Annotated in this window: 22 protein-coding genes and 2 pseudogenes; 8 read left to right on the forward strand and 16 right to left on the reverse strand. The window is 58.1% G+C overall.

The features are described 5' to 3' along the window. The first annotated feature begins 245 nt into the window (after positions 1-245). Both PMI18_RS0129310 and PMI18_RS25005 read left to right on the forward strand, forming a co-directional pair. The gene (locus PMI18_RS0129310) at positions 246-1,583 is read left to right on the forward strand and encodes a hypothetical protein (protein ID WP_007896125.1); all 1,338 of its coding nucleotides are present in this window, start codon (positions 246-248) and stop codon (positions 1,581-1,583) included. A gap of 91 nt (positions 1,584-1,674) precedes the next feature. Continuing rightward, positions 1,675-2,469 carry a hypothetical protein gene (locus PMI18_RS25005; RefSeq protein WP_238542583.1) on the forward strand — a complete coding sequence of 265 codons (795 nt, stop codon included), beginning with the start codon at positions 1,675-1,677 and terminating at the stop codon, positions 2,467-2,469. Between the two features lie 91 nt (positions 2,470-2,560). Here PMI18_RS25005 and PMI18_RS25000 read toward each other — a convergent pair whose 3' ends face one another. The 4 genes and pseudogenes from PMI18_RS25000 to PMI18_RS31435 form a co-directional block, all read right to left on the reverse strand. Then, positions 2,561-2,941, reverse strand: coding sequence for a DUF6124 family protein (locus tag PMI18_RS25000; protein ID WP_007896129.1), 381 nt, complete (start codon positions 2,939-2,941; stop codon positions 2,561-2,563). Positions 2,942-3,338: 397 nt separating this feature from the next. Further along, positions 3,339-3,680, reverse strand: a complete 342-nt coding sequence (locus tag PMI18_RS24995) for a DUF2790 domain-containing protein (protein ID WP_033035857.1) — start codon at positions 3,678-3,680, stop codon at positions 3,339-3,341. Between the two features lie 79 nt (positions 3,681-3,759). Further along, positions 3,760-3,960, reverse strand: coding sequence for a co-regulatory protein PtrA N-terminal domain-containing protein (locus PMI18_RS24990; protein WP_007896131.1), 201 nt, complete (start codon positions 3,958-3,960; stop codon positions 3,760-3,762). A 278-nt stretch (positions 3,961-4,238) separates the two neighbouring features. Then, positions 4,239-4,322 (reverse strand): annotated as a pseudogene (locus tag PMI18_RS31435) (toxin); the annotation flags it as partial. 37 nt (positions 4,323-4,359) lie between these two features. Here PMI18_RS31435 and PMI18_RS30025 point away from each other — a divergent pair. The 3 genes and pseudogenes from PMI18_RS30025 to PMI18_RS24980 form a co-directional block, all read left to right on the forward strand. Continuing rightward, positions 4,360-4,545 (forward strand): annotated as a pseudogene (locus PMI18_RS30025) (ATP-binding protein); the annotation flags it as partial. A gap of 235 nt (positions 4,546-4,780) precedes the next feature. Further along, positions 4,781-5,131, forward strand: a complete 351-nt coding sequence (locus PMI18_RS24985) for a toxin (RefSeq protein ID WP_032836267.1) — start codon at positions 4,781-4,783, stop codon at positions 5,129-5,131. Continuing rightward, positions 5,121-5,435, forward strand: coding sequence for a helix-turn-helix domain-containing protein (locus PMI18_RS24980; RefSeq protein ID WP_007896134.1), 315 nt, complete (start codon positions 5,121-5,123; stop codon positions 5,433-5,435). The genes PMI18_RS24985 and PMI18_RS24980 overlap by 11 nt, the downstream gene beginning before the upstream one ends. A 189-nt stretch (positions 5,436-5,624) precedes the next feature. Here PMI18_RS24980 and PMI18_RS24975 read toward each other — a convergent pair whose 3' ends face one another. The 6 genes from PMI18_RS24975 to PMI18_RS24950 are packed head-to-tail and all read right to left on the reverse strand — an operon-like array spanning position 5,625 to position 11,562. Next, positions 5,625-7,367: an ABC transporter substrate-binding protein gene (locus PMI18_RS24975; RefSeq protein ID WP_007896136.1), complete on the reverse strand. Its 1,743-nt coding sequence runs from the start codon at positions 7,365-7,367 to the stop codon at positions 5,625-5,627. Positions 7,368-7,415: 48 nt separating this feature from the next. Continuing rightward, on the reverse strand, positions 7,416-7,688 hold the full coding sequence (locus PMI18_RS24970; RefSeq protein WP_033035859.1) for a DUF2160 domain-containing protein: 273 nt from the start codon (positions 7,686-7,688) through the stop codon (positions 7,416-7,418). Positions 7,689-7,698: 10 nt separating this feature from the next. Continuing rightward, on the reverse strand, positions 7,699-8,499 hold the full coding sequence (locus PMI18_RS24965; protein ID WP_007896138.1) for a carbohydrate ABC transporter permease: 801 nt from the start codon (positions 8,497-8,499) through the stop codon (positions 7,699-7,701). 8 nt (positions 8,500-8,507) lie between these two features. Next, positions 8,508-9,374, reverse strand: a complete 867-nt coding sequence (locus tag PMI18_RS24960) for a carbohydrate ABC transporter permease (protein WP_007896139.1) — start codon at positions 9,372-9,374, stop codon at positions 8,508-8,510. Beyond that, on the reverse strand, positions 9,371-10,468 hold the full coding sequence (locus PMI18_RS24955) for an ABC transporter ATP-binding protein (protein WP_007896140.1): 1,098 nt from the start codon (positions 10,466-10,468) through the stop codon (positions 9,371-9,373). The genes PMI18_RS24960 and PMI18_RS24955 overlap by 4 nt, the downstream gene beginning before the upstream one ends. Beyond that, complete coding sequence (locus PMI18_RS24950) at positions 10,468-11,562, reverse strand: ABC transporter ATP-binding protein (protein ID WP_007896141.1); 1,095 nt, start codon at positions 11,560-11,562, stop codon at positions 10,468-10,470. Before PMI18_RS24950 ends, PMI18_RS24955 begins: the two co-directional genes overlap by 1 nt. A gap of 386 nt (positions 11,563-11,948) precedes the next feature. On the opposite strand from PMI18_RS24950, the gene PMI18_RS24945 reads away from it, so the two are divergent. Beyond that, positions 11,949-13,799, forward strand: a complete 1,851-nt coding sequence (locus tag PMI18_RS24945; RefSeq protein WP_007896142.1) for a sigma-54-dependent Fis family transcriptional regulator — start codon at positions 11,949-11,951, stop codon at positions 13,797-13,799. Between the two features lie 111 nt (positions 13,800-13,910). On the opposite strand, the gene cysS is transcribed toward PMI18_RS24945, so the two are convergent. Further along, complete coding sequence (cysS, locus tag PMI18_RS24940) at positions 13,911-15,293, reverse strand: cysteine--tRNA ligase (protein WP_007896143.1); 1,383 nt, start codon at positions 15,291-15,293, stop codon at positions 13,911-13,913. Positions 15,294-15,311: 18 nt separating this feature from the next. After that, entirely contained in the window at positions 15,312-17,009 is a 1,698-nt protein-coding gene (locus PMI18_RS24935) for a glutamine--tRNA ligase/YqeY domain fusion protein (RefSeq protein ID WP_007896144.1), read from the reverse strand. Positions 17,010-17,274: 265 nt separating this feature from the next. Here PMI18_RS24935 and PMI18_RS24930 point away from each other — a divergent pair, with 265 nt between their 5' ends. Continuing rightward, positions 17,275-17,778: a peptidylprolyl isomerase gene (locus PMI18_RS24930; protein ID WP_007896145.1), complete on the forward strand. Its 504-nt coding sequence runs from the start codon at positions 17,275-17,277 to the stop codon at positions 17,776-17,778. Beyond that, positions 17,775-18,518 (forward strand): UDP-2,3-diacylglucosamine diphosphatase, encoded by a 744-nt coding sequence (lpxH, locus tag PMI18_RS24925; RefSeq protein ID WP_007896146.1) that lies wholly within the window; start codon positions 17,775-17,777, stop codon positions 18,516-18,518. The genes PMI18_RS24930 and lpxH overlap by 4 nt, the downstream gene beginning before the upstream one ends. A gap of 107 nt (positions 18,519-18,625) precedes the next feature. Here the strand turns inward: lpxH and PMI18_RS24920 are convergent, their stop codons facing one another. The 4 genes from PMI18_RS24920 to PMI18_RS24905 all read right to left on the reverse strand — a co-directional run bounded on the left by PMI18_RS24920 (position 18,626) and on the right by PMI18_RS24905 (position 23,513). After that, complete coding sequence (locus PMI18_RS24920) at positions 18,626-20,155, reverse strand: DHA2 family efflux MFS transporter permease subunit (RefSeq protein WP_007896147.1); 1,530 nt, start codon at positions 20,153-20,155, stop codon at positions 18,626-18,628. A 201-nt stretch (positions 20,156-20,356) separates the two neighbouring features. Beyond that, the gene (locus tag PMI18_RS24915) at positions 20,357-21,559 is read right to left on the reverse strand and encodes an HlyD family secretion protein (protein WP_007896148.1); all 1,203 of its coding nucleotides are present in this window, start codon (positions 21,557-21,559) and stop codon (positions 20,357-20,359) included. 15 nt (positions 21,560-21,574) lie between these two features. Next, complete coding sequence (locus PMI18_RS24910) at positions 21,575-23,044, reverse strand: efflux transporter outer membrane subunit (protein WP_007896149.1); 1,470 nt, start codon at positions 23,042-23,044, stop codon at positions 21,575-21,577. Further along, complete coding sequence (locus tag PMI18_RS24905) at positions 23,034-23,513, reverse strand: MarR family winged helix-turn-helix transcriptional regulator (protein ID WP_007896150.1); 480 nt, start codon at positions 23,511-23,513, stop codon at positions 23,034-23,036. The genes PMI18_RS24910 and PMI18_RS24905 overlap by 11 nt, the downstream gene beginning before the upstream one ends. Positions 23,514-23,666 lie beyond the last annotated feature (153 nt).

The raw sequence follows: 23,666 nt of genomic DNA on the forward strand, positions 1-23,666 counted from the left end.
CTAGGTTTTCACACAGTCTGTTCGGGTGCCGTTTTTGCGTTTGTGGGATTTATTACTGCGGCCCTGCCCTTCTTCTGCAATCTCCGAAGCTCTCGCCGAATTATCAGCTTCGTCCTACAGCGTTACTGCCTAATCTGTGGCGCGCGGATAAATCGGATTTCCCCTACGCCTAAAACAGAATCACCCGGCATTCAAACTTGAAGCTGCTCGCCAAAGTCCCCCGTTTTACGGATCGGGACACAAACGTGACCAGACTCATCCCCAAAAGTGAACTCCATGGCCTACGCGACCAAGTACTCGACACCTACCAAGCCATGGAAGACTTCCGACAGGCACTGAACCGCCCGGACGATCTGCCTGGCTTCGACGAACTGCTAAACGCGGTGGGCCTCAATCGCTCCAACTACATGCAAGGGGCCAACCAGCGAAAACTCATCGATGCCGTCAGTAACGGTGACTGGGCACTGGTGAAGCCGCGCGTCGCTGCGGATAACGGCGGAGCTTCCTGGAACGCCTTCAAACCCAAACCCGAGCCAGCACCGGCAGAACATCTGGTGGAAGAACACGCCTTCACCCTGCCCAAACCAGCAGAGTCCGGCTTCCACATCGTCCAGACACCCATGACCCTCGAAGCACTGGAACGCTCGCTTTTCGAAATCACACCCAGCGATGTGCTGCGCCGCGAGTTCCGCTCGCTCAACCGCCATCTCGGGGAACAGGTAAAACCGGGGCAAATGGTTATCTTCAGCGATTCGCGCAACTACATGTGCCGGCGCGAAGAGGCGCAAATGATGGCAGCAGCGGAGAAAGTGAATGAAGCGCTGAAGGATCTGACGGATGAAGAGGCTTCATTCATGGTTGAGCACCATGAGGTGATTGAGCCATTTTTGGGCGTTTCTTCCGGAGCGTTGGGTGTTGCATCGTTTATGGTGGGTCAGCATATGGAAACGCTTAAGAACACGCTTAAAGAACTTGAGCGGTTACACATGGAGCAGTACCGCCAGCATGGACACCTGAAGTCCCCGGATTTTTTTGCGAAACGCAAAAGGTTGATGACGAAACTGGATGCCGGTTTAGAGCCTTTGGTTCGTAAGACTACGGGCCTAGCGGATCATCCAAAACTTAAACGGGTACTAGGCTTGTCCACGCGAAGGATCGTGCACAACTGGAACAAGGCTGGCGCACCGGCTCAGTTACCAGGCTACGCAACACATATCGAAGGCGTGGCGCAAGCTTCTAAATACTTGAAGGCAGGCGGCTATGTAGCCATTGGGCTGGGGGCTGGTTCTGCGGCGACGAAGATTTACGAAACGTGTCGCACTGGGCGCGAGGAGGAATGTCGTCAGGCGAAATTTGTGGAGGGTTCGAAACTATCTGGAAACGTTGTAGGCGGAATGATAGCGGGCCGACTGGCCCCAACTCTTGCACCAATGACATGTGCCGCAATTGGAGTGGGGACAGCCGGAACGGGAGGAGTAGTTTGCATGTTGGTTGTGAGTGGCATGCTGGCCGCGCAAATGGGAGACAGCGGTAGCCATGCTGGAGAATTTTTCGGTGAGAAACTGTACGAGGTGAATGAGTAATGCCCCTCGACCAGATAATTGGCCACGTTGATGCGTTTTGCATCTTGTGGGGACTTGGCATTCTGGTTTGGATAGATGCGAAGGATTACCTGTGATTGGCCCTCATCTTGATTTTATTTACCTCTCATCATGGGGAGTTGTACTTCTACTTATTTTCCTCAGCGAGGCAATCGTGATGTTTGCCGCCTATTTTCGGCTTGATCAAATGGAGGGGCACTTCATTGCGTCTCATCTTGTGAGCATTAATCGCAAAACGTTGGGAAATGGGCTATGGGGAAGAATGAAAAGGGTTAGGCAGATAGGAGCATTAACAGGCCGTTTTACACATCTCCAAATGCTAGATCCGTATGCTGTCATGGAGGCCGAGATTTTTCCTGAGCACCTGAAAAAATGGGGAAAGATTCCGGGACACCTGATGCGAGCCGCTCTGACCGGTGCTGGGTTACTCTTGATTTGGCTCGGTTTCGACTGGTTACGCATGACAGTTTCCAAACCGACGAGCGACCTGAAATTGCTCTGTATCGCCACATTGATCGCTTGTCTTGTCTTGGCCTTGTTGGCTGTGATCGCAAAGATATACGTCAGCTTTTTCAAACTGGCTGAGATTGAGTCTCTCCTGAAAGAATCGTACTTCGTCGCTCGCAATCGTCGAGTGATGGGAAACGGCGCGTATGGCCGCTACTGTCGCTTGTCCCACATTTCCACCATGCTTTTGCTGGACGATGACTTTTTGTCGGACAGTGATCCCCATGCAATGGATGAGATCGCTCGTTTTCCCTTACCCCTGCGACGTTTGGTCATTATTCCCACCCGGATGCTGGCCTATTCTTTTCTAGGTTATTGCGTGTTCCATCTCAGCGGAAAATTCTTCGGGGTACTTGCCTAAAACCAGCGAATAATTTTGCCAGTCCTTTCAATAAAAAACGCGGCCATTCTAGCGCCGCGTTTTTTTGCTTCTTTAAGAACCGTCGTCGCGACTACTCACCCGGTTCAACGTTATCTAACGCCTGATTCACCGCCAGCTCCCCCAGCATGACCACTTGAGCAATACCCAGCAGGGTCTTGCGGTGGGTGCCTTCCAGCAGAGCGGCGAAGTCACCGAGCATGACCGTAGCCGAGGACAATGACTCGCTGGCATTGGCCAGCAGGGATTCGGTGTCGGCTTTGGGATTGGCGAAAAACATCCGGTTGGGGGTGTAGGGCTTGGCCATGATGTGGGCTACGGGGTTGAGGTAGTAATCGAGGGCGCGTTCGGCGGCTTCGTGGAGTTTTTTGGTGTCGATGGAGGCGTAGGGGGATGTAGGGTCGGTGTCCGTAGCTGTGTTTGCTTCGGGAGGGTTGGGTGTTGGCTTTTTCATGGTGTATCTCCGGTCTAGCAGTGGAGCTGGCCCATTCGGTTTCCGAACGAAGGGGTGGCAGCTGTACGCAGGTTGGAAACCCGGGGAACGGAGAACCCGGTTGACCCGAAGGTCTCCCGCGCACAGCCGCCATAACGGAGTGCACACATTGGAATGTGCGCAAGGATACGTTATCAAAGGCGCTTGTGCTCTCGGTTCTACTCGGGGTTTCCAATCCCGGTCGCTGAATTGGCAGCGACATGCACAGGCTAGAGAGCGGACGTCCGACGGACAACCTGAAAACATTGTGGGAAGCTTCTGTGTTTGCACTAACGCCTTTAAACATCCCGAATTGAAATACGAATTGTGTAGGGGGAAAGCGGTGTCAGTTCCCGCGTTTGCACAGGTGGAAGCCGTGTCAGCCGCCACGTTTGCGGCAATCCCCCGCCACGGTGTATTTGATGGTGTTGAGTTGGCCTTGAGAATCTTCATAGGTCATTGCGGTAGGTACTACGGCGCAGGCAACTTGCGGCCGCACAACGCTCACCACCTTCACCACCTTCACCACATCTAGCTTCATTCCGTATTCGTAGTCTTTCACCACCGGCGCAGGTTTTCCCTGGCTGGCAGCGTATTGCTCCATGGCTTGGGTGTTAGCGCTCAGCATCTTTTCGAACGTCCTGTCACCGCCACCTTCAGCGAGCACATTCATGGACATCGCCATCCCCCCGGCGAATGCAATCAACTTGATCAATTTCATATTCCGCACCTTCGAAATCCGACTCATAAAAAAGCCCGGCATCGACGCTCGATGACGGGCTAGTTCAAGTGCGACACGCTTACAAGTCTTTGGTCTTGTCGTCCTTCTTTTCATTCAACACGACGGGGTCACGCGCCTGTTCTTTGGCGACAAGCTTCTCCACCGAGCGGTCATTGGCCGCCATCATTTTTTCAAAGGCTCTATCGCCGCCGCCTTCAGCCAAAACAACAGAAGACATCACCAACGCCGCTGCAAACGCACTCAGTTGTGCAAGTTTCATGTTTGACTCCTCGTTTAATTAACTAACGAGGTCAAGGTAACAATCCGAACCTTTCGTGACGGTGGCGTGGAGATTACATATCCGTTATGTAGCTGCCACTCTGTTGAATCAGGGCAAAGAATTAATGTGGGAGCGAGCCTGGCTGCTGATACTGCCGGCGTTGTATCAGCTCGCCCATCGACGCGACGAAGACGCAGCTTCAACCAAGTAGATGATCCCCTTGTGGGAGCGAGCCTGCTCGCGATAGCGATCTGTCAGTCGTCAATGATGCTGACTGATCCACCGCCATCGCCCACCAGGTCGCCAGTTTCCGGGTTTTTCAGCAGCTCCAGTTGAAAGCTGCGAAACAGTTCGTCGTACAGGTAGTCACTTCGATGCTTTTGAAATGCGGGTAATTCTCTGCCGCATCTGTTCGACCGCTTCTACCGGGTCGACAGCAGCCGCTCCCGCTCGCAAGGCAGCACCGGACTGGGCCTGGCCATCGTGCGTTCGATCATGAGCCTGCATCAGGGCGTGGCACAGGTTAAAAGCTTGCCCGGGACGGTGACGGTGTTTCGATTGGGGTTTCCCGCCCCCGAGGAATAAATGTCGCCGACCCATTGGTTGTCCAGTACACAGTTTTAGCAATTTGGGTTAGCCCGGCCTGCCTTCCCCAGTCTCATCCCCCCTTTCCAGAATCGCCTCGCGGGTGAATCAGCCGCGTCCTACATCCCGATCCCGCCTTCGACATTAATGTAATGACTTGACCGAATTGGCAGGCACAGAAGCCTTGACCTATTCGATTCTTGTGATAGAAATATACGCAGGTAACGTACAGAACATGGACGCTCTTTTTATCGAATTACCCGCATTTCAAAAACACAGAAATGACTATCTGGACGACGAACTGTTTCGCAGCTTTCAACTGGAGCTGCTGAAAAACCCGGAAACTGGCGACCTGGTGGAAGGTATGGGCGGGTTGCGAAAGGTCCGTTTCTCCGACCAGCGACGCGGCAAAGGCAAGCGCAGTGGACTAAGGGTGATTTATTACTGGTGGTCGGGTTTTGATCAATTCTGGCTATTCACCGTATATAGCAAAAACGAGCAAGACGACTTGTCGCCTTCCCAGAAGAAACTTTTCAGACAAACTCTAGATAGCGAAATCAACACGAGATCCCACTATGAAACGTGACATTTTTGCCGAACTGATGGAAGGCCTTGAAGCCTTGGCCGACGAGCGCCAAGGCAAGGTCACGCTGCGAACCCACAAGGTCAAACTGCCAAAACTGGTGCCAATCACTGCCGAGGAAGTGGTAGCCATACGCCAACAGCTCAACCTTTCCCGTTCGGTATTCGCGATGTATTTGCGTACGAATACCCGGACGCTGGAGAACTGGGAACAAGGACGGGCGAAACCTAATGCTCAGGCCACCACCCTTATCCGGCTGGTTGAGCGTTTTCCGGAAACGGTTGAACAACTGGCGGCGCTGACCTGAAATGCTCGCGGCGATTTCAATGACGCCTTCGCGAGCAAGCCCGCTCCCACAATGGATCTCCAGTGAACACACCATTGGGGGAACTCCTGCGATTAACTGTGGGAGCGGGCTTGCTCGCGAAGGCGGCCCAACAGGCACAAATGAAAACGGCACCTTTCGGTGCCGTTTTGCCTCACGCGGTCCCGCTGTTTACTTACGCGCCGCCTCCCACGACTTCAGCAGTTCGGCATAGCTCACGGTTTCGCCTTTAGGCTTCTCGTTCGCCAGTTTCGCTTTCGGCGCACCCGGTTGATCGAACCAGTACTGCGCATCCCGCTCCGGGTTCATTTTCGGCCCGCAGGTCGGTTGTACCTTGGAACGTTCCAGACGGGTCATGATCGCATCCTGATCCTTGGCCAAACCGTCCAGTGCCTGTTGTGGTGTTTTCTCGCCACTGGCGGCTTCGGCGATGTGGCTCCACCACAGTTGTGCCAAACGCGGATAGTCCGGCACGTTGGTCCCGGTCGGGGTCCATTGCACGCGGGCCGGGCTGCGGTAGAACTCCACCAGGCCACCGAGTTTCGGCGCCAGGTCGGTCATGGCTTGCGAGTTGATGTCCGACTCGCGGATCGGGGTGAGGCCGACAATGGTTTTCTTCAGCGATACGGTTTTCGAGGTCACGAACTGCGCGTACAGCCAGGCAGCGAGTTTTTGCTTTTCAGGCGTGGACTTGAGGAAAGTCCAGGAACCGGCGTCCTGATAACCGAGCTTCATGCCCTCTTCCCAGTACGGCCCTTTTGGCGAGGGTGCCATGCGCCATTTCGGTGTGCCGTCGGCGTTCATTACTGGCAGACCCGGTTTGGTCATGTCGGCGGTAAACGCGGTGTACCAGAAGATCTGCTGGGCGATGTTGCCCTGAGACGGCACCGGCCCGGATTCGGAGAAAGTCATGCCCGCCGCTTCCGGCGGCGCGTATTTTTTCATCCAGTCAACGTACTTGGTAGTCGCATAGACCGCCGCCGGGCCGTTGGTGTCGCCGCCGCGGGTCACGCTGGAACCGACCGGATGGCAGTCTTCGACACGGATGCCCCACTCGTCCACCGGCAAGCCGTTGGGAATGCCCTTGTCGCCAGCGCCGGCCATGGAAAACCAGGCATCGGTAAAGCGCCAGCCGAGGGATGGGTCTTTCTTGCCGTAGTCCATGTGCCCGTAGATACGCTTGCCGTCGATTTCCTTGATGTCTTCGCTGAAGAACTTGGCGATGTCTTCATAGGCCGACCAGTTCACCGGTACACCCAGCTCATAACCGTATTTTTCTTTGAATTTCGCTTTCAGGTCCGCACGCTCGAACCAGTCGGCGCGGAACCAGTAGAGGTTGGCGAACTGCTGGTCGGGCAGTTGATAGACCTTGCCATCCGGCGCGGTGGTGAACGAGATACCGATGAAGTCTTTGATGTCCAGGGTCGGTGAGGTGTAGGCCTTGCCTTCGTTGGCCATCAGGTCGGTGATCGATTCGGTCTTGCCGTAGCGAAAGTGCGTACCGATCAGGTCCGAGTCGTTGACCCAGCCGTCATAGATGTTCTTGTCCGATTGCATCTGGGTCTGCAGTTTTTCCACCACGTCGCCTTCTTGCAGCAAGTCGTGGGTCAGCTTGATCCCGGTGATCTCGGTAAAGGCCTTGGCCAGCGTTTTGGATTCATATTCGTGAGTCGCGATGGTTTCCGAAACCACCTTGATGCTCATCCCGCGAAACGGCTCGGATGCCTTGATGAACCACTTCAACTCTTCGAGCTGCTGTTCCGGGGTCAGGGTGGACGGTTTGAACTCGCTGCCAATCCATTTCTTGGCGGCGTCTTCATAGGCATCGGCCCAGGCCGCAGCGCTCAACCCGCTGAGTGCCAGCATGGCTGCCAATGAAACGCTATGTCGCAGCTTATTGTTTTTGTCGAACATAGAGACCTCCTGTTTAGGTTTCGGGACATGCATGCCGATCGATTTCGACTAGCCCCAACGCATCACAGCCAACAGCCACACCAGGGACAACGCGAACGCTACCCAGATGCTCCAGTCGGTGACGCCGATTACCAGCAAATGCAGGTAGGCGCTGCCGAGAAGACCGATAAACAGCCGATCGCCACGGGTGGTGGCAATCGGCAACAAACCACGCCGAGGGACACTCGGCGAACGCAACTCCCAGGTCGTCATGCCCGTCAGGATCAAGGCAATGACGCTGAAGAACGCCGCCGTGGGGCCAGTCCAACTCATCCATTCCATCATCAGTTCCTCATACCCGGCCCAGGGCAAAGCCCTTGGCCACATGGTTGCGAACAAACCAGATCACCAACATGCCCGGCAGAATAGTCAACACCCCCGCTGCCGCCAGCACGCCCCAGTCGATGCCGGACGCCGAGACCGTGCGGGTCATCACCGCCGCGATGGGTTTGGCGTTCACTGAGGTCAGGGTTCGCGCCAGCAACAGCTCGACCCAGGAAAACATGAAGCAGAAAAACGCCGTGACGCCGATCCCGGAGCCGATCAGCGGGACGAAGATCTTCACGAAGAACTTAGGGAAACTGTAGCCATCAATGTAGGCGGTTTCGTCAATTTCCTTGGGAACGCCAGACATGAAGCCTTCAAGGATCCACACCGCCAACGGCACGTTGAACAGACAATGGGCCAACGCCACCGCGATGTGGGTATCGAACAACCCGATCGAGGAATACAGCTGGAAGAACGGCAGCAGGAAAACTGCCGGTGGCGCCATGCGGTTAGTCAGCAGCCAGAAAAACAGGTGCTTGTCACCGAGGAAACGATAGCGTGAAAACGCATACGCCGCCGGCAGCGCCACGCTCAAGGAAATCACCGTGTTCAGGCTCACGTAGTACAGCGAGTTGAGATAACCGGTGTACCAGCTCGGGTCGGTGAAGATCACCTTGTAGTTGGCGAAGGTGAAATCCTGGGGAAACAGCGTCAGACCGCCGAGGATTTCGGTGTTGCTCTTGAAGGACATGTTCAGCAGCCAGTAGATCGGCACCAGCAGGAACAGGATGTAGATCAGCAACGGGATAAGCTTTCTCTTGCTCATGGCAGACCTCACCGATTGGCGTCAGAGTGAGTCATGGCGGTGTAGAACAGCCACGACACCAACAGGATGATCAGGAAGTACACCAGCGAGAAAGCTGCCGCCGGGCCGAGGTCGAATTGCCCTACGGCCATTTGGGTCAGAGTCTGACTCAGGAAGGTCGTGGCATTGCCCGGACCGCCCCCCGTCAGCACGAACGGCTCGGTGTAGATCATGAAGCTGTCCATGAACCGCAGCATCACCGCGATCAGCAGCACGCTCTTGAGCTTGGGCAACTGGATGTGTCGGAACACCGCCCAAGCCGACGCCCGATCAATCCGCGCCGCCTGGTAATACACGTCCGGAATCGCCCGCAAACCGGAGAAACACAACAGCGCCACCAGCGACGTCCAGTGCCAGACGTCCATCACCAACACCGTGACCCAGGCGTCCATGGTATTGGACGCATAGTTGTAGCTGATGCCCATGGCATTGAGGCTCGAACCGAGCAAACCGATGTCAGCCCGGCCGAAAATCTGCCAGATGGTGCCGACCACGTTCCACGGGATCAGCAGCGGAATCGCCAGAATAATCAGCACGACCGACGACCAGCGGCCCTTGGTCGGCATGGTCAGGGCGATGGCGATGCCCAAGGGGATTTCGATCAACAGCACGCAAGCGGAGTAGATGAACTGGCGCAGCAGCGAGTCATGCAACCGTGGGTCGAGCAGCACTTGCTTGTACCAATCGGCGCCGACGAAGTAGCGGCTGGACTGGTCGAAGATGTCCTGCACCGAGTAGTTGACCACGGTCATCATCGGGATCACCGCACTGAATGCCACCAGCAGGAACACCGGCAACACCAGCCACCAGGCCTTGTTGTTCTGCACCTTGTTCATGGCAGCACCTCCAGCAGGTAATCATCGGCATAGACCATCAGCCATTGCGCCGGAAAGCTGATGTACGCCGTGCCTTCGGGCACCGGTTTGTCTTCGGCCAGGCGTACTTTCAGCGGTGTGCCGTCGAGGTTCAGGGTCATGATCTTGTAGGTCCCCAGGTCTTCGACGTGTACGACCTGTGCCTGCATCGCGTCATCAAAGGGTTCGTCCCACACATGGACGAACTCCGGACGAATACCGACCTTCAGGGTTTTCCATTCGGACTCGGCGATTCGTTTCTGCATCGCGTCGGACAACGGCAAGTGAGTCCCGGCAAAACCGACACCGCCGGCTTGTGGCTGGACCTCGATCAGGTTCATCCCCGGGCTGCCGATGAAATAGCCGACGAAGGTGTGGCTCGGCCGCTCGAACAGTTCTCGCGGCGTACCGAACTGCACAATTTGGCCGCCGTACATCACGGCGATCTTGTCAGCGAAGGTCGAGGCTTCAAGCTGATCGTGGGTGACGTAGACCATGGTGATGTTGAACTGCTCGTGGATCTGCTTGAGCTTGCGTCGCAGTTTCCATTTCAGGTGTGGGTCGATCACCGTCAGCGGCTCATCGAAGAGGATCGCCGACACGTCATCGCGCACCAGCCCACGACCCATGGAGACTTTCTGTTTTTCATCGGCGGTGAGGTTGCGCGCCTTTTTGTACAGCAGTGCCTGGAGATCGAGGACTTCAGCGATTTCCTGCACCTTGGTGTGAATTTTCGCTTCCGCCATGCCCTGATTGCGCAACGGGAAGGCCAGGTTATCGAACACCGTCATGGTGTCGTAGACCACCGGAAACTGGAAAACCTGGGCGATGTTGCGCTTTTCCGGGGTCAGTTCGTTGACCACTTTGCTGTCGAACAGCACTTGGCCCTGGGACGGGCTGAGCAACCCGGAAATGATGTTGAGCAAGGTCGACTTGCCGCACCCCGAAGGCCCGAGCAGCGCGTAGGCACCGCCCTGTTCCCAGACGTGATCCATCTCGCGGATCGCGTAATCCTCAGGGCCGGTCGGCGTAGGGGTGTAGCTGTGGGCAAGGCTCTGCAAACGGATTTCGGCCATCAGGCAACCCTCGCAATGCGGCGACCGGGCGCCTGGACCAGCCGCCCCTGCATATCGAACACAAACAGTTTATGGGTCGGGATATAGATGCGAATCGGCGCATCGACGTCGTATTCGTGAACACCCGGCAAGTGCAGCACCAGCAGGAAATACTCGTTGCGCACGTGCAAGAAGGTTTCCGAACCGCTGATCTCGGCCACCTCGACGGTTACCGCCAGTTCGAGGTCATCGTCATTGCTCGGCACCAGCGAAATGTGGCTGGGACGCACGCCGAAACGGAACTCGCCCTCGCCCACCGGTCGCAGATCGACGTTCAACGGGAAGTGCACGAAGTTGGCGAAACTGACCTCGTTGCCGGCAATTCGCCCCGGCATCAGGTTGATCGGCGGTTCGGAGAACAGCTCCGCCGCCAGCACGGTTTGCGGCTGGTGATACACCTCGGAGGACTTGCCACTTTGAATCACCCGACCTTCGTGAAGAATCGTGGTGGTGCCGCCCAGCGCCAGGGCTTCATTGGGTTCGGTGGTGGCGTAGATAGCGATGGTGTGGTGGGCCGCGAAGAGCTCGCGCATTTCCTGGCGCAGCTCTTCGCGCAGCTTGTAGTCGAGGTTGACCAGCGGCTCATCGAACAGAATCAGCTCCGCGTCCTTGACCAGCGCTCGGGCCATGGCCGTGCGCTGTTGCTGGCCGCCGGAGAGTTCCAAAGGATGGCGCTGGAGGAACTTCTCGATGCGCAGCATCTTCGCGGTTTCCAACACTTTGCTCTGGATCAGCTCATTGGAAACGCCGGACTGACGCAGCGGCGAGGCGATGTTCTCGAACACCGTCATGGTCGGGTAATTGATGAACTGCTGATAGACCATCGACACGTTGCGCAAACGCACCGGGCGTTGAGTGACGTCGACGCCGTTCATCAGGATTCGGCCGCTGTCGGGTTTGTCCAGACCTGCCATCAGGCGCATGAGGCTGGTTTTGCCGGACAGCGTGCGACCGAGCAAAACGTTGAACGATCCGGGTTCGAAGTTAAGGCACGCATCGTCGATCCAGGTCTGGCCCTCGACGGTACGGCTGACGTGCTCCAGGATTAGTGACATGGCTCGGCCTTTTTATTATTGGAGTCAAGCGACCGGAGCACTACAGCGACATTCGTGCCAGAAATTCCAAGCAATTGATCTGGCTTGGAAATCCTTCAAATGGAGGAAAAATCGCGTTCGTTGCTGAACAGAAATGAACAACCGCGGCTGAACAATTGAACAATCCGGCGGTTGACAATGAACAATAGTGAACAACACTCTACAGACGTTTTCAGCCACACATTGCCCTGTAGGAGCCAGGCTTGCCGGCGAAGGCGTCGTCGAAATCGCTTTCGCCGGCAAGCCTGGCTCCTACAGGTATGCGTCGCGCCGGAAACACGTGCGAAATGTGCTCTTGTGCGTGAAAACCATAAAAACAATAAAAGCTTGCTCAGAGATCGACTGCCATGGCCGCACCCGCCCCGCCGCTCTCCCACGACGCCATCATCCAGGACTCCTGGTCCCGCTGCCGCGCGTTCGGGCTCGATCATCAGAGTGCGCCGGCGTTCGATCAGCTACACGCCGATGGCATCGCTCAGTTGCTGGAGAGCCAGCATTCACTGGTGCAGACCACCCATCAGGAAGTCCTGCCGTATTACGAGAACATCCTCAGCAACTCCAACTGCCTGATCATGCTCGCCGACAATCAGGGCCAGGTGCTGACGTCCTGGGGTACCCAGCGTTTCATCGAGCCAAGCCTGACTCGCGGTTTCAGCGCTGGCGCCAGCTGGATGGAGCGTTGCAGCGGGACCAATGCGATCGGTACCGCGCTGGCCTGCGAGCAGGCGGTGCACATCGAACACGATGAACATTTTCTCAAGGCCAACCGCTTCATGACCGGTTCCGCTGCGCCGATTTTCGATGCCGAGCGCAAAGTGATCGCGGTGCTGGATGTGTCCAGCGACAGCTACCTGCCGCCGTCGCACACCCTGGGCATGGTCAAGATGATGAGCCAGACCGTGGAGAACCGGCTGATCCTCAACCTGTTCCATGGCCAACATTTCCAGCTGACCTTCAACACCGGGCTGAACAACCTCGACAGCCAATGGGCCGGGTTGCTGATCTTCGACGAAACCGGTCAGGTGCTGTCGGCCAATCGCCGGGCCGACAACCTGCTGGGCATCAGCCTGTCGCGGGTCAGTGTCGAAAGCCTGTTCAAAGTCTCATTGCTGGAACTGCTGAACCAGCCCGACGGCCTGCCGTTTGCCCTGCAAGCCTCGGGGCGCAACCGTTTCCAGTGCCTGTTGAAGCGGCCGAAACAAGCGCCGATTCAAGCGAGGCTGTTTTCTGAAATAAAGAGCGCTGAACCCACGGCGCCAGCGCCCACCGCGATCAGCCTCAACACCCTGCATTTTGGCGACAGCCGCGTGGAAAAAGCCGTGCGCCAGGCCGAGCGTTTACTGGAAAAAGACATTCCGCTGTTAATTCACGGGGAAACCGGCGTCGGCAAGGAAGTCTTCGTCAAAGCCCTGCATCAGGCCAGTTCACGCAGCAAACAACCGTTCATTGCCGTCAACTGTGCAGCGATCCCCGCCGAATTGGTGGAATCCGAACTGTTCGGCTACGAGAAAGGCGCGTTCACCGGTGCCAATCAGAAAGGCAGCATCGGGCTGATCCGCAAGGCCGACAAAGGCACGCTGTTCCTCGACGAAATCGGCGACATGCCGCTGCCAACCCAGGCGCGGCTGTTGCGGGTGCTGCAGGAACGTTGCGTGCAACCGGTGGGCAGCAGCGAGCTGTTCCCGGTGGACATTCGGATCATTTCAGCGACCAATCGCTCGTTGCGCGAACAAGTTCAGTTGGGGCGGTTTCGTGAGGATTTGTATTACCGCATCGGCGGTTTGACCCTGGAACTGCCGCCGCTACGGGAACGCAGCGATAAGGAAGCGCTGTTCAAACGGCTGTGGGAACAGCACCGCGAACCGAGCCAATGGGCTGGCTTGAGCCGTGAAGTGATGGAGTTGTTCAGTCGTCATCCGTGGCCCGGGAATTTGCGCCAGGTCAGCAGCGTGATGCAGGTGGCACTGGCCATGGCTGAGGAACAACCGGTGCGGCCTGAGCATTTGCCGGATGATTTTTTTGTCGATCTGGAGATGGAGCCGGTGGATTCGCCGGAGCCGTTAACCGTCGACCTCAATGATGCCGAGGAATTGAATCGGCAGTTGCAGGCGGCTGGGGGGAATATTTCGCACCTGGCGCGGCGGTTGGGGGTTAGTCGCAATACCCTTTACAAGCGATTGCGCCAGGCAGGCGACTGATCGTTCCCACGCTCCGCGTGGGAATGCCTCAACGGACGCTCCGCGTTCGGCTCTCGAAAGGGACGCGGAGCGTCCCGGGCTGCATTCCCACGCAGAGCGTGGGAACGATCATCAGTCAGCCAATCGCCAGGTCGTGCCGCCCTTGCCGTCTTCCAGCACCACGCCCATGGCGGTGAGCTGGTCGCGGATACGGTCGGATTCGGCCCAGTCCTTGTTGGCACGAGCCGTCAAACGAGCCTGGATCAGTGCATCGACCTCAGCTGCATCGACCCGCCCTTCGGCACCGGCCTGCAGGAAGTCATCGGCTTCGAGTTGCAACACGCCCAACACGCTCGCCAATTCCTTCAAGCGCGCCGCCAAACCAGCCGCCGCATCAAGATCGCTCTCACGCAGACGGTTGATCTCGCGGACCATCTCGAACAGCACCGCGCAGGCTTCCGGCGTACCAAAGTCGTCGTTCATCACCTGAGTGAAACGCTCGACAAAGGCTTCGCCACCCACCGGTGCCACATTCGGCAGGCCTTTCAACGCATGGTAGAAACGCTCGAGCGCGCCTTTGGCGTCCTTGAGGTTGTCTTCCGAATAGTTGATCGCGCTGCGGTAGTGGCTCGACACCAGCAGGTAACGCACGACTTCCGGGTGGTACTTTTCCAGCACGTCGCGAATGGTGAAGAAGTTGTTCAAGGACTTGGACATCTTCTCGCCATTGATGCGAATCATGCCGCAATGCATCCACGCGTTGGCGTAGGTCTTGCCGGTGGCCGCTTCGCTCTGGGCGATTTCGTTTTCGTGGTGCGGGAACTCCAGGTCGCTGCCGCCGCCATGAATGTCGAAGGTTTCACCCAGGCAGCAGGTCGACATCACCGAGCACTCGATATGCCAACCCGGACGCCCGTCGCCCCACGGCGAAGGCCAGCTCGGCTCACCCGGCTTGGCGCCTTTCCACAGCACGAAGTCCAGCGGATCCTGCTTGGACTCGTCGACTTCGATCCGTGCGCCGATGCGCAGGTCTTCGATCTTCTTGCGCGACAACTTGCCGTAGCCCATGAACTTGGCGACGCGGTAGTACACGTCGCCATTGCCCGGTGCGTAGGCATAGCCCTTGTCGATCAAGGTCTGGATCATGCTCTGCATGCCAGCGATATGATCGGTGGCCCGCGGCTCCATGTCCGGCTTGAGGATATTGAGGCGCGCCTCGTCCTCGTGCATCGCGGTGATCATGCGTTCGGTCAACACGTCGAACGGCTCGCCGTTCTCCTTGGCCCGATTGATGATCTTGTCTTCAATATCGGTGATGTTGCGCACATACGTCAGGTTATAACCGCTGAAACGCAACCAGCGGGTCACCAGGTCGAACGCGACCATGCTGCGGCCGTGGCCAATGTGGCAGTAGTCGTACACGGTCATCCCGCAGACGTACATGCGCACATTGTTGCCATCCAGCGGCTTGAAAACTTCTTTGCTCTTGGTGAGCGTGTTGTAGATCGTTAGCACTTTATATTGTTCCTTGAATCACTGGCCCCACGAATCACGCAAGGTCACGGTACGGTTGAATACCGGAGCGCCCGGTTTCGAGTCCTTGATATCCGCGACGAAGTAACCTTCGCGCTCGAACTGGAAACGGTCTTCCGGCTGTGCATTGCCCAGCGAAGGCTCGGCACGACAACCAGTGAGAACTTGCAGCGAGTCAGGGTTGATGTTGTCCAGGAAACTGGCGCTGTCTTCGGCCTTCTCAGGGTTGGCCGAACGGAACAGGCGATCGTACAGACGCACTTCGCACTCGACGCTGGCAGCCGCCGGCACCCAGTGCACCACGCCTTTGACCTTGCGGCCTTCAGGGTTCTTGCCAAGGGTTTGCGGATCGTAGGAGCAACGCAGTTCGACGATGTTGCCATCGGCGTCCTTGATCGCTTCGTCGGCACGGATCACGTAGCTGCCGCGCAGGCGCACTTCGCCGTTCGGCTCCAGGCGCTTGTAGCCTTTTGGCGGTTCTTCCATGAAGTCTTCACGGTCGATGTAGAGCTCACGAGCGAACGGCAGAACGCGCACGCCCATGTCTTCTTTCGGGTGGCACGCCAATTCGAGGTTTTCGACCTGGCCTTCCGGGTAGTTGGTGATCACGACTTTCAGCGGACGCAACACGCACATGGCGCGTGGCGCGCTGTGGTCGAGGTCGTCACGGATGCTGAATTCGAGCATGCCAAAGTCGACCACGCCGTCGGAACGGTTGGTGCCGATCATTTCGCAGAAGTTGCGGATCGATTTCGGCGTGTAGCCACGGCGACGGAAACCCGACAGCGTGGACATGCGCGGATCGTCCCAACCGTGAACGTGCTTTTCATCGACCAGTTGCTTGAGCTTGCGCTTGCTGGTGATGGTGTAGTTCAGGTTCAGGCGGCTGAACTCATACTGACGCGGTTTCGCCGGTACTGGCAGGTTCTCGAGGAACCATTCGTACAGCGGACGATGGCTTTCGAACTCCAGGGTGCAGATCGAGTGGGTGATGCCTTCGAGGGCGTCCGACTGACCGTGGGTGAAGTCGTAGTTCGGGTAGATGCACCACTTGTCGCCGGTCTGGTGGTGATGCGCGTGACGGATGCGATACATGATCGGGTCGCGCAGGTTCATGTTCGGCGAAGCCATGTCGATCTTGGCCCGCAGCACGCGTGCGCCGTCCTTGAATTCGCCGGCCTTCATGCGGGCGAACAGGTCGAGGTTTTCTTCAACCGAGCGGTCGCGGAACGGGCTGTTCTTGCCCGGTTCGGTCAGGCTGCCACGGTATTCCTTGGCCTGTTCAGGGGTCAGGTCGTCGACGTAGGCCTTGCCGGCCTTGATCAGCTCTACCGCCCAGTCGTGCAACTGGTCGAAATACTGCGAGGCATAGCGCACTTCACCGGACCATTCGAAGCCCAGCCATTTGACGTCGCTTTCGATTGCGTCGATGTATTCCTGGTCTTCCTTGGCCGGGTTCGTGTCGTCGAAACGCAAGTGCGTGACGCCGCCGAATTCCTGGGCCAGGCCGAAGTTCACACAGATCGACTTGGCGTGACCGATGTGCAGGTAGCCATTGGGCTCAGGCGGAAAACGGGTGACGATCTGCGTGTGCTTACCCGAGTCCAGGTCCGCCTGGATGATCGGGCGCAGGAAATTGACCGGCACGGCAGGGCCGGTCTTGGAATTCGAGGTAGGGTCGACAGTGGGCTTGCTCATAGGATCCTTGAACGTACAAGTGCGCGGCCAGTTGGCCAAATCAAAGCGGCTGTTATAAATCAAAGGGGCTTATCATAGCCGATGCTGTCAAGTGGCTGACAGAGCAGGCCGGCAATCGGTTGCATTTAATCGGCTGCCAATGAAAAACAGCCTCGAAATTCGCGCCCGGCACGCTAAACTGCCTGCCTTGGCCGACACTGGCCGGACTGGTTGAGGGCCTGAACGCCCCGAAACCCACGAATTCATAGAAAAAAGAGTACCGATCATGACCCAAGTCAAACTGACCACCAACCATGGCGACATCGTCCTGGAACTGAACGCTGAGAAAGCCCCGATCACCGTGGCCAACTTCATCGAATACGTCAAAGCCGGTCACTACGAAAACACCGTTTTCCACCGTGTCATCGGCAACTTCATGATCCAGGGCGGCGGTTTCGAGCCAGGCATGAAAGAAAAGAAAGACAAGCGCCCAAGCATCCAGAACGAAGCCGACAACGGCCTGCCGAACGTGAAGTACAGCGTGGCCATGGCCCGCACCATGGAGCCGCATTCGGCTTCCGCCCAGTTCTTCATCAACGTGGCTGACAACAGCTTCCTGAACCACAGTGGCAAAACCACTCAGGGTTGGGGCTATGCCGTATTCGCCAAAGTAGTCGAAGGCACCGACGTGGTCGACAAGATCAAAGGCGTGGCCACGACTTCCAAAGCCGGCCACCAGGACGTACCAGCAGAAGACGTGATCATCGAGAAAGCCGAGATCATTGAGTGATACTGCTGATTTCAGACTTGCATCTGGAAGAGGAGCGCCCGGACATTACCCGGGCGTTTCTGGATTTGCTCGCTAGACGTGCCCGTTCAGCGAGTGCGTTGTACATTCTGGGCGACTTTTTCGAGGCGTGGATTGGCGACGATGCCATGACGCCGTTCCAGCGTTCCATCTGCCAGGCCCTGCGCGACCTCAGCGACAGCGGCACGGCCATTTTTCTGATGCACGGCAATCGCGACTTTATGCTCGGCCAGGCTTTCTGCAAACAGGCCGGCTGCACGTTGTTGAAAGACCCGAGTGTCGTGCAGTTCTACGGCGAGCCAGTGCTATTGATGCACGGCGACAGCCTCTGCACCCGCGACGAAGCGTATATGAAGCTGCGGCGCTACCTGCGCAATCCTATCACCCGGTTCATCCTGCGAAATCTGCCCTTGCGCACTCGCCATAAACTGGCGCGCAAGCTGCGCAGCGAAAGCCGCGCGCAAACGCGGATGAAGGCCAATGACATTGTCGATGTCACGCCGGAAGAAGTGCCGCGGGTCATGCAGCAATATGGCGTGAAAACCTTGATCCACGGGCACACCCACCGCCCGGCCATCCACAAGTTGCAGATTGGCGAGCAGGCGGCCAAACGCATTGTGTTGGGGGATTGGGACCGTCAGGGCTGGGCGTTGCAGGTGGATGAGAATGGGTTTGCGCTGGCGCCGTTTGATTTTGGTAACCCGCGCCTGACTGCAGAATGAAACCCCTGTAGGAGCGAGGCTTGCCCGCGAAGGCGTCATATCAGCCAACATTGATGTTGAATGTGGCGACGTCTTCGCGGGCAAGCCTCGCTCCTACAAGGGTTCGATCAATGCCCTGCCGAGGCCGGCCCCGCCTTCGCCGCAAACGGCGGTTTCGCCAGCCACACCAGCAGAATCAACCCCATGAACGCCCACCCCAGCAACGTGAAGTAATCCACGGTGGAGAGCATGTACGCCTGGCTTGTCAGCACATGATCCAGTTGCGCGTAAGCCGGGTTACCCGCCCCGCCGAGCGTGTTCAACGCCTCCCGGGTTGCCGGCTCATACGTGGTAATGCTTTCACTCAAATACGCATGGTGTTGATCGGCGCGGCGAATCCAGATCCAGGTGGTCAACGATGCCGCAAAACTACCGCCCAGGGTCCGCAGGAAGGTCGCAAGGCCTGCGCCGTCGGCAATCTGGCTCGGTGGCAAGTCCGACATCAAAATGCTCAGTGTCGGCATGAAGAACAGCGCCACCCCGATGCCCATGAACAACTGCACCAAAGCGATGTGCTGGAAGTCCACTTCGTTGGTAAACCCGGCGCGCATGAAGCAACTCAAGCCGATGCACAGGAACGCGCCACCGGCCAACAGTCGCAGGTCGAACTTGTGCGCGTACTTGCCGACAAACGGCGACAGCAGCACCGGCAAAATACCGATCGGCGCCACCGCCAGACCCGCCCAAGTCGCGGTATAGCCCATCTGGGTTTGCAGCCATTGCGGCAGGATCAGGTTGATACCGAAGAACCCGGCATAACCGCCCACCAGCACGATGGTGCCGATACGGAAGTTGCGGTAAGCGAACAGCCGCAGGTTGACTACCGGGTGTTTGTCGGTCATTTCCCAGATCACGAACACCGCCAGCGCAATCACTGAAACAGCCGCGCCGACGATGATGAAGTTCGATTCGAACCAGTCCAGATCATTGCCCTTGTCGAGGATCACCTGCAACGCGCCGACACCGATGATCAAGGTGATCAAACCGACGTAATCCATTGGCTGGTAACTGGTCACCACCGGACGCGCCTTGAGTTGCTGGCGCACGACCATCACCGCGAAACCCCCGATCGGTACGTTGATAAAGAAAATCCACGGCCAGCTGTAGCTGTCAGTAATCCAGCCGCCGAGGATCGGCCCTGCAATCGGTGCCACCACCGTGACCATCGCCAGCAACGCCAGGGCCATGCCTCGCCTGGCGGGCGGATAGACCGCAATCAGCAGCGTCTGGGTCATCGGGTACAAGGGACCGGCCACCAGGCCTTGAAGCACCCGAAAGCCGATCAGCTCTGGCATCGAGGTTGAGATGCCACAGAGAAACGAGGCCAGAACGAACAGCATCGTTGCCCAGAGAAACAGCTTCACCTCACCGAAACGCCGGCTGAGCCAACCGGTCAGCGGCAGCGCGATGGCGTTGCTCACGGCAAACGAGGTGATCACCCAGGTGCCCTGCTCCGAACTCACGCCCAGGTTGCCGGAAATCGTCGGCAAGGCCACGTTGGCGATGGTGGTGTCGAGCACCTGCATGAAGGTCGCCAGCGACAGGCCGATGGTACTGAGCAGCAGGCTGGGCGGCGTGAAAGACGCGTTATTGCTCATCGCAAATCCTTTGAAACCTGATTGGCACGGCGCCTGTTACTGACGCAGCTGACCTTATGGGAGCGAGCTTTTGTGGCGAGGGAGCTTGCTCCCGCTCGGCTGCGAAGCAGTCGCAGTGCTTTTGGGGTCGCTTCGCGACCCAGCGGGAGCAAGCTCCCTCGCCACAAAAGCTCGCTCCCACAGGGTCGGTGTGATGGCGAATCAGCGGTGCGCGGTTTTGCTGACCGCGGCGCTGTTGTCATGGATTAGCTGGGTGATCATCGCGTCGGCCTCGGCCAACTGACGGTCGTAGATGCCGGTGCTGAACGAAGCCTTTTGCGGCGACTGTTGCGCCAGCACCGGACCGCTCTGGTCGCGCAGGTTCACATCGACCTGAGTCGACAGGCCGACCCGCAACGGGTGCCTGGCCAGCTCTTCGGCGTTGATATGTATGCGTACCGGCACCCGCTGGACGATCTTGATCCAGTTACCGGTGGCGTTCTGTGCCGGCAGCAAGGCAAACGCACTGCCGGTCCCGGCGCCGAGGCTGTCGATGGTGCCGCTGTATTTGACGTCGCTGCCGTAGAGGTCGGCCTCGATGTCCACCGGCTGACCGATGCGCATGTCACGCAGCTGGGTTTCCTTGAAGTTGGCGTCGATCCACAGCTGATCCAGCGGGATCACCGCCATCAGCGCGGTGCCCGGCTGGACCCGCTGCCCCAGTTGCACGCTGCGTTTGGCCACGTAACCGGTGACCGGCGCGATCAAAGTGCTGCGGGCATGGGTCAGGTACGCCTGACGCAGTTGCGCGGCGGCGGACATCACGTCCGGGTGCGACGACACCACGGTGTCATCGACCAACGCGCTGGTGGTCATGAGTTGTTGTTTGGCGTTGGCCAGGGCGTTCTGCGCCGAAGTCAGGTCGTCGCGAGCGTGGGACAGTTCTTCCTGGGAAATCGCCCCGCCAGCAGCGAGGTTTCTCCGCCGATTGAAGTTATCCTGCGCTTTCTGCACCTCGGCCTGCTGCGCATTGACCTGGGCTTTCATGCCGTCGACATTGCTGTACAAACCGCGTACCTGGCGCACGGTGCGGGCCAGATTGGCCTGGGCACTTTGCAGACCGACTTCGGCGTCGTTCGGGTCAAAGTTGACCAGCACCTGGCCTTCGTGGACCAGGTCGCCATCGTCGGCACCGATGCTGACCACGGTGCCAGTAACCAGCGGGGTGATTTCCACCACGTTGCCGTTCACATAGGCGTCGTCGGTGCTTTCATTCCAGCGACCGTAAAATTCTTGATAACCCCAGACGCCGAGCCCGGCGAGGATCACCACGACGGTCAGTGCAAACAGCATCACTTTGCGTTTGCGTGGATTGCTCGTGTCTTGAGCGTTGTCAGGGGCTTGGGATGTATCAACAGTGGCCATGACGGGTACCTTGAATTAGTTGTGCTGAGTGGCTGGGGTTGCGTTGGCTGCGGTCAGGGTTTCGCCCTGGAAGCCGCCGCCCAGCGCTTGCATCAGTTGAATCGACAGGTCGATCTGCTCGGCATTCAGGTTGGCCAGCTGACGCTGGGCCTGGAGCAATTGCTGCTCGATGCTGAGCACATCCAGGTAATTACCGATACCGGAACCGTAGCGCTGGACCACGGTGTTGTAAGAGTCCTGGGCAATGTCGGTGGCGTGTTGCTGGGCGCCGATTTGCCGGCCGATATCGCGCAACTGGTTGATGGTGTCGCTGACATCGCCCAGGGCTTTCACCAGACTTTTGTTGTACTGCGCCACCGCGAGGTCGTAATCGGCGTTGCGGGAATCGAGGTCGGCACGCAGGCGGCCACCGTCGAAAATCGGCACCGAGATCGTCGGCGCGACATTGAAGAAGCGACTCGCCGAACCGAACATCGCATCGCCCAGCAACGACTCCACACCCGCCGCCGCACTCAGGTTGAGGTTGGGGTAGAACCGGGTCTTGCCCGCCGCGATGTTTTTGCTCGCGGCTTCAACCCGCCAGCGTGCCGCCACCAGGTCTGGACGACGACCGAGCAACTCCGCCGGCAGCACCGACGGCAACGCCACGGCGCTGGTCTGAAGCACTTTCGGGCGGGCGATTTCATTGCCGCGGTCCGGACCTTTGCCCAGCAGCACCGCCAAGGCGATTTTCGCGCTTTGCAGGCGTTTCTCGGCGTCGATCAGGCTGGCCTCGGCGCTGGCTTCCAGGCTTTCGGTCTGCTGGAACTGGTATTGGCTGTCGATCCCCGAGCTCAGGCGACGCTGGCTGAGGTCGAGCATTTGTTGGGTGCGCTTGAGGTCTTCGCTGGCCAGGTCATGGATGATATGCGCCTGCCCCAAATCGCTGTAGGCGCGGGCGACGTCGGCGGACAAGGTCAGCTGCGCGGCCTGCTGATCGACTTCGGCGGCACGGGCCTCGCCCAATGCGGCTTCCCAGGCGTCGCGCTGACCGCCCCAGAGGTCGAAGTTGTAATTGAAAGTGGCACCAACGTTGCGCACGGTGGAGTAGGTGCCGCCCTGCCCGCTCGGGTCCTGATCGCGAGCCAGACGCGAACGGCTGACGCCGGCGCTGGCATCGAGGGTCGGCATCCGCGCGGCGTCGGCGGCATACGCGGCGGCGCTGGCCTGATGAGCGCGGGCGTCGGCGATTTGCATGTCGGGGCTGTCGTGCAAGGCTTCGCGGATCAGACCGTCGAGTTGCGGATCGCCAAGGCTTTTCCACCAGTCGCTTTTCGGCCACGCCGCGGGCGACAGGGTCACGCCGTTGAGGGATTGCCCGGCCTTTAGATTTTTCGCATCGAGGCTGACGCCTTCGGTGGTCAGGCCGCTGTAACTGGCGCAACCGGCGAGGCTCATGGCCAACAGCACCAGGCTCAGGCCGCTACGCAGGCTTTTACTGTTCATGGCCACCTACCCGCAGCAGGGTGATCGAGTCACCCGCGGCTACCAGAATTTTCTTCAGGATCTGTTCCAGGGTTTTCAATTCTTCCGGGGTGATGGCGCCGGCCAGTTCATTCATCGCGTCGGCGCCGATCTGCGGCAGCTGGTCGGTCAGCTGTTGGCCCTGTTCGGTCAGCACCAACTGAACCTGACGCCGATCTGCCTCAGAGCGTTGGCGGGCGAGGAAACCTTTCTGTTCCAGACGATCGAGCATGCGGGTCATCGAACCGCTGTCCAGCGACAAGTGACGGCACAGCTCGGCCGGGGTATCGACGCCGAACTGGGCCATGATGATCAGCACTTTGAACTGCGCGGCGGTAATGCCGTGGGGTTCCATGTGCGTGTCGATGATCCGGTCCTTGAGCAGCGCGGCACGTCCGAGCAAAAGGCCGAGGTGGCAATTATGGAAATCGTATGAGGTGAAATGTTTCATCTGACCACCGATTAGCTGCCTAGGCAGAGAATGTATGTCGAGATGTTACTGCCTAGGCAGAGAATGTCAACGCAATAGTTAGGATGCTTTGTATTTAGCTGATAAACGAGGCCGGATTATCCGGTGGACGCTCTGACGCCATCGCGGGCAAGC

It is taken from the genome of Pseudomonas sp. GM102 (genome assembly GCF_000282555.1).
Taxonomy (GTDB): Bacteria; Pseudomonadota; Gammaproteobacteria; order Pseudomonadales; family Pseudomonadaceae; genus Aquipseudomonas.

Coding starts and splice junctions, on each gene's coding strand:
- PMI18_RS25000 (WP_007896129.1), bottom strand. CDS start 2,941: ATGAAAAAGCCAACACCCAACCCTCCCGAAGCAAACACAGCTACGGAC.
- PMI18_RS24995 (WP_033035857.1), bottom strand. CDS start 3,680: ATGAAATTGATCAAGTTGATTGCATTCGCCGGGGGGATGGCGATGTCC.
- PMI18_RS24990 (WP_007896131.1), bottom strand. CDS start 3,960: ATGAAACTTGCACAACTGAGTGCGTTTGCAGCGGCGTTGGTGATGTCT.
- PMI18_RS24985 (WP_032836267.1), top strand. CDS start 4,781: ATGGACGCTCTTTTTATCGAATTACCCGCATTTCAAAAACACAGAAAT.
- PMI18_RS24980 (WP_007896134.1), top strand. CDS start 5,121: ATGAAACGTGACATTTTTGCCGAACTGATGGAAGGCCTTGAAGCCTTG.
- PMI18_RS24975 (WP_007896136.1), bottom strand. CDS start 7,367: ATGTTCGACAAAAACAATAAGCTGCGACATAGCGTTTCATTGGCAGCC.
- PMI18_RS24970 (WP_033035859.1), bottom strand. CDS start 7,688: ATGGAATGGATGAGTTGGACTGGCCCCACGGCGGCGTTCTTCAGCGTC.
- PMI18_RS24965 (WP_007896138.1), bottom strand. CDS start 8,499: ATGAGCAAGAGAAAGCTTATCCCGTTGCTGATCTACATCCTGTTCCTG.
- PMI18_RS24960 (WP_007896139.1), bottom strand. CDS start 9,374: ATGAACAAGGTGCAGAACAACAAGGCCTGGTGGCTGGTGTTGCCGGTG.
- PMI18_RS24955 (WP_007896140.1), bottom strand. CDS start 10,468: ATGGCCGAAATCCGTTTGCAGAGCCTTGCCCACAGCTACACCCCTACG.
- PMI18_RS24950 (WP_007896141.1), bottom strand. CDS start 11,562: ATGTCACTAATCCTGGAGCACGTCAGCCGTACCGTCGAGGGCCAGACC.
- PMI18_RS24945 (WP_007896142.1), top strand. CDS start 11,949: ATGGCCGCACCCGCCCCGCCGCTCTCCCACGACGCCATCATCCAGGAC.
- PMI18_RS24935 (WP_007896144.1), bottom strand. CDS start 17,009: ATGAGCAAGCCCACTGTCGACCCTACCTCGAATTCCAAGACCGGCCCT.
- PMI18_RS24930 (WP_007896145.1), top strand. CDS start 17,275: ATGACCCAAGTCAAACTGACCACCAACCATGGCGACATCGTCCTGGAA.
- PMI18_RS24920 (WP_007896147.1), bottom strand. CDS start 20,155: ATGAGCAATAACGCGTCTTTCACGCCGCCCAGCCTGCTGCTCAGTACC.
- PMI18_RS24915 (WP_007896148.1), bottom strand. CDS start 21,559: ATGGCCACTGTTGATACATCCCAAGCCCCTGACAACGCTCAAGACACG.
- PMI18_RS24910 (WP_007896149.1), bottom strand. CDS start 23,044: ATGAACAGTAAAAGCCTGCGTAGCGGCCTGAGCCTGGTGCTGTTGGCC.
- PMI18_RS24905 (WP_007896150.1), bottom strand. CDS start 23,513: ATGAAACATTTCACCTCATACGATTTCCATAATTGCCACCTCGGCCTT.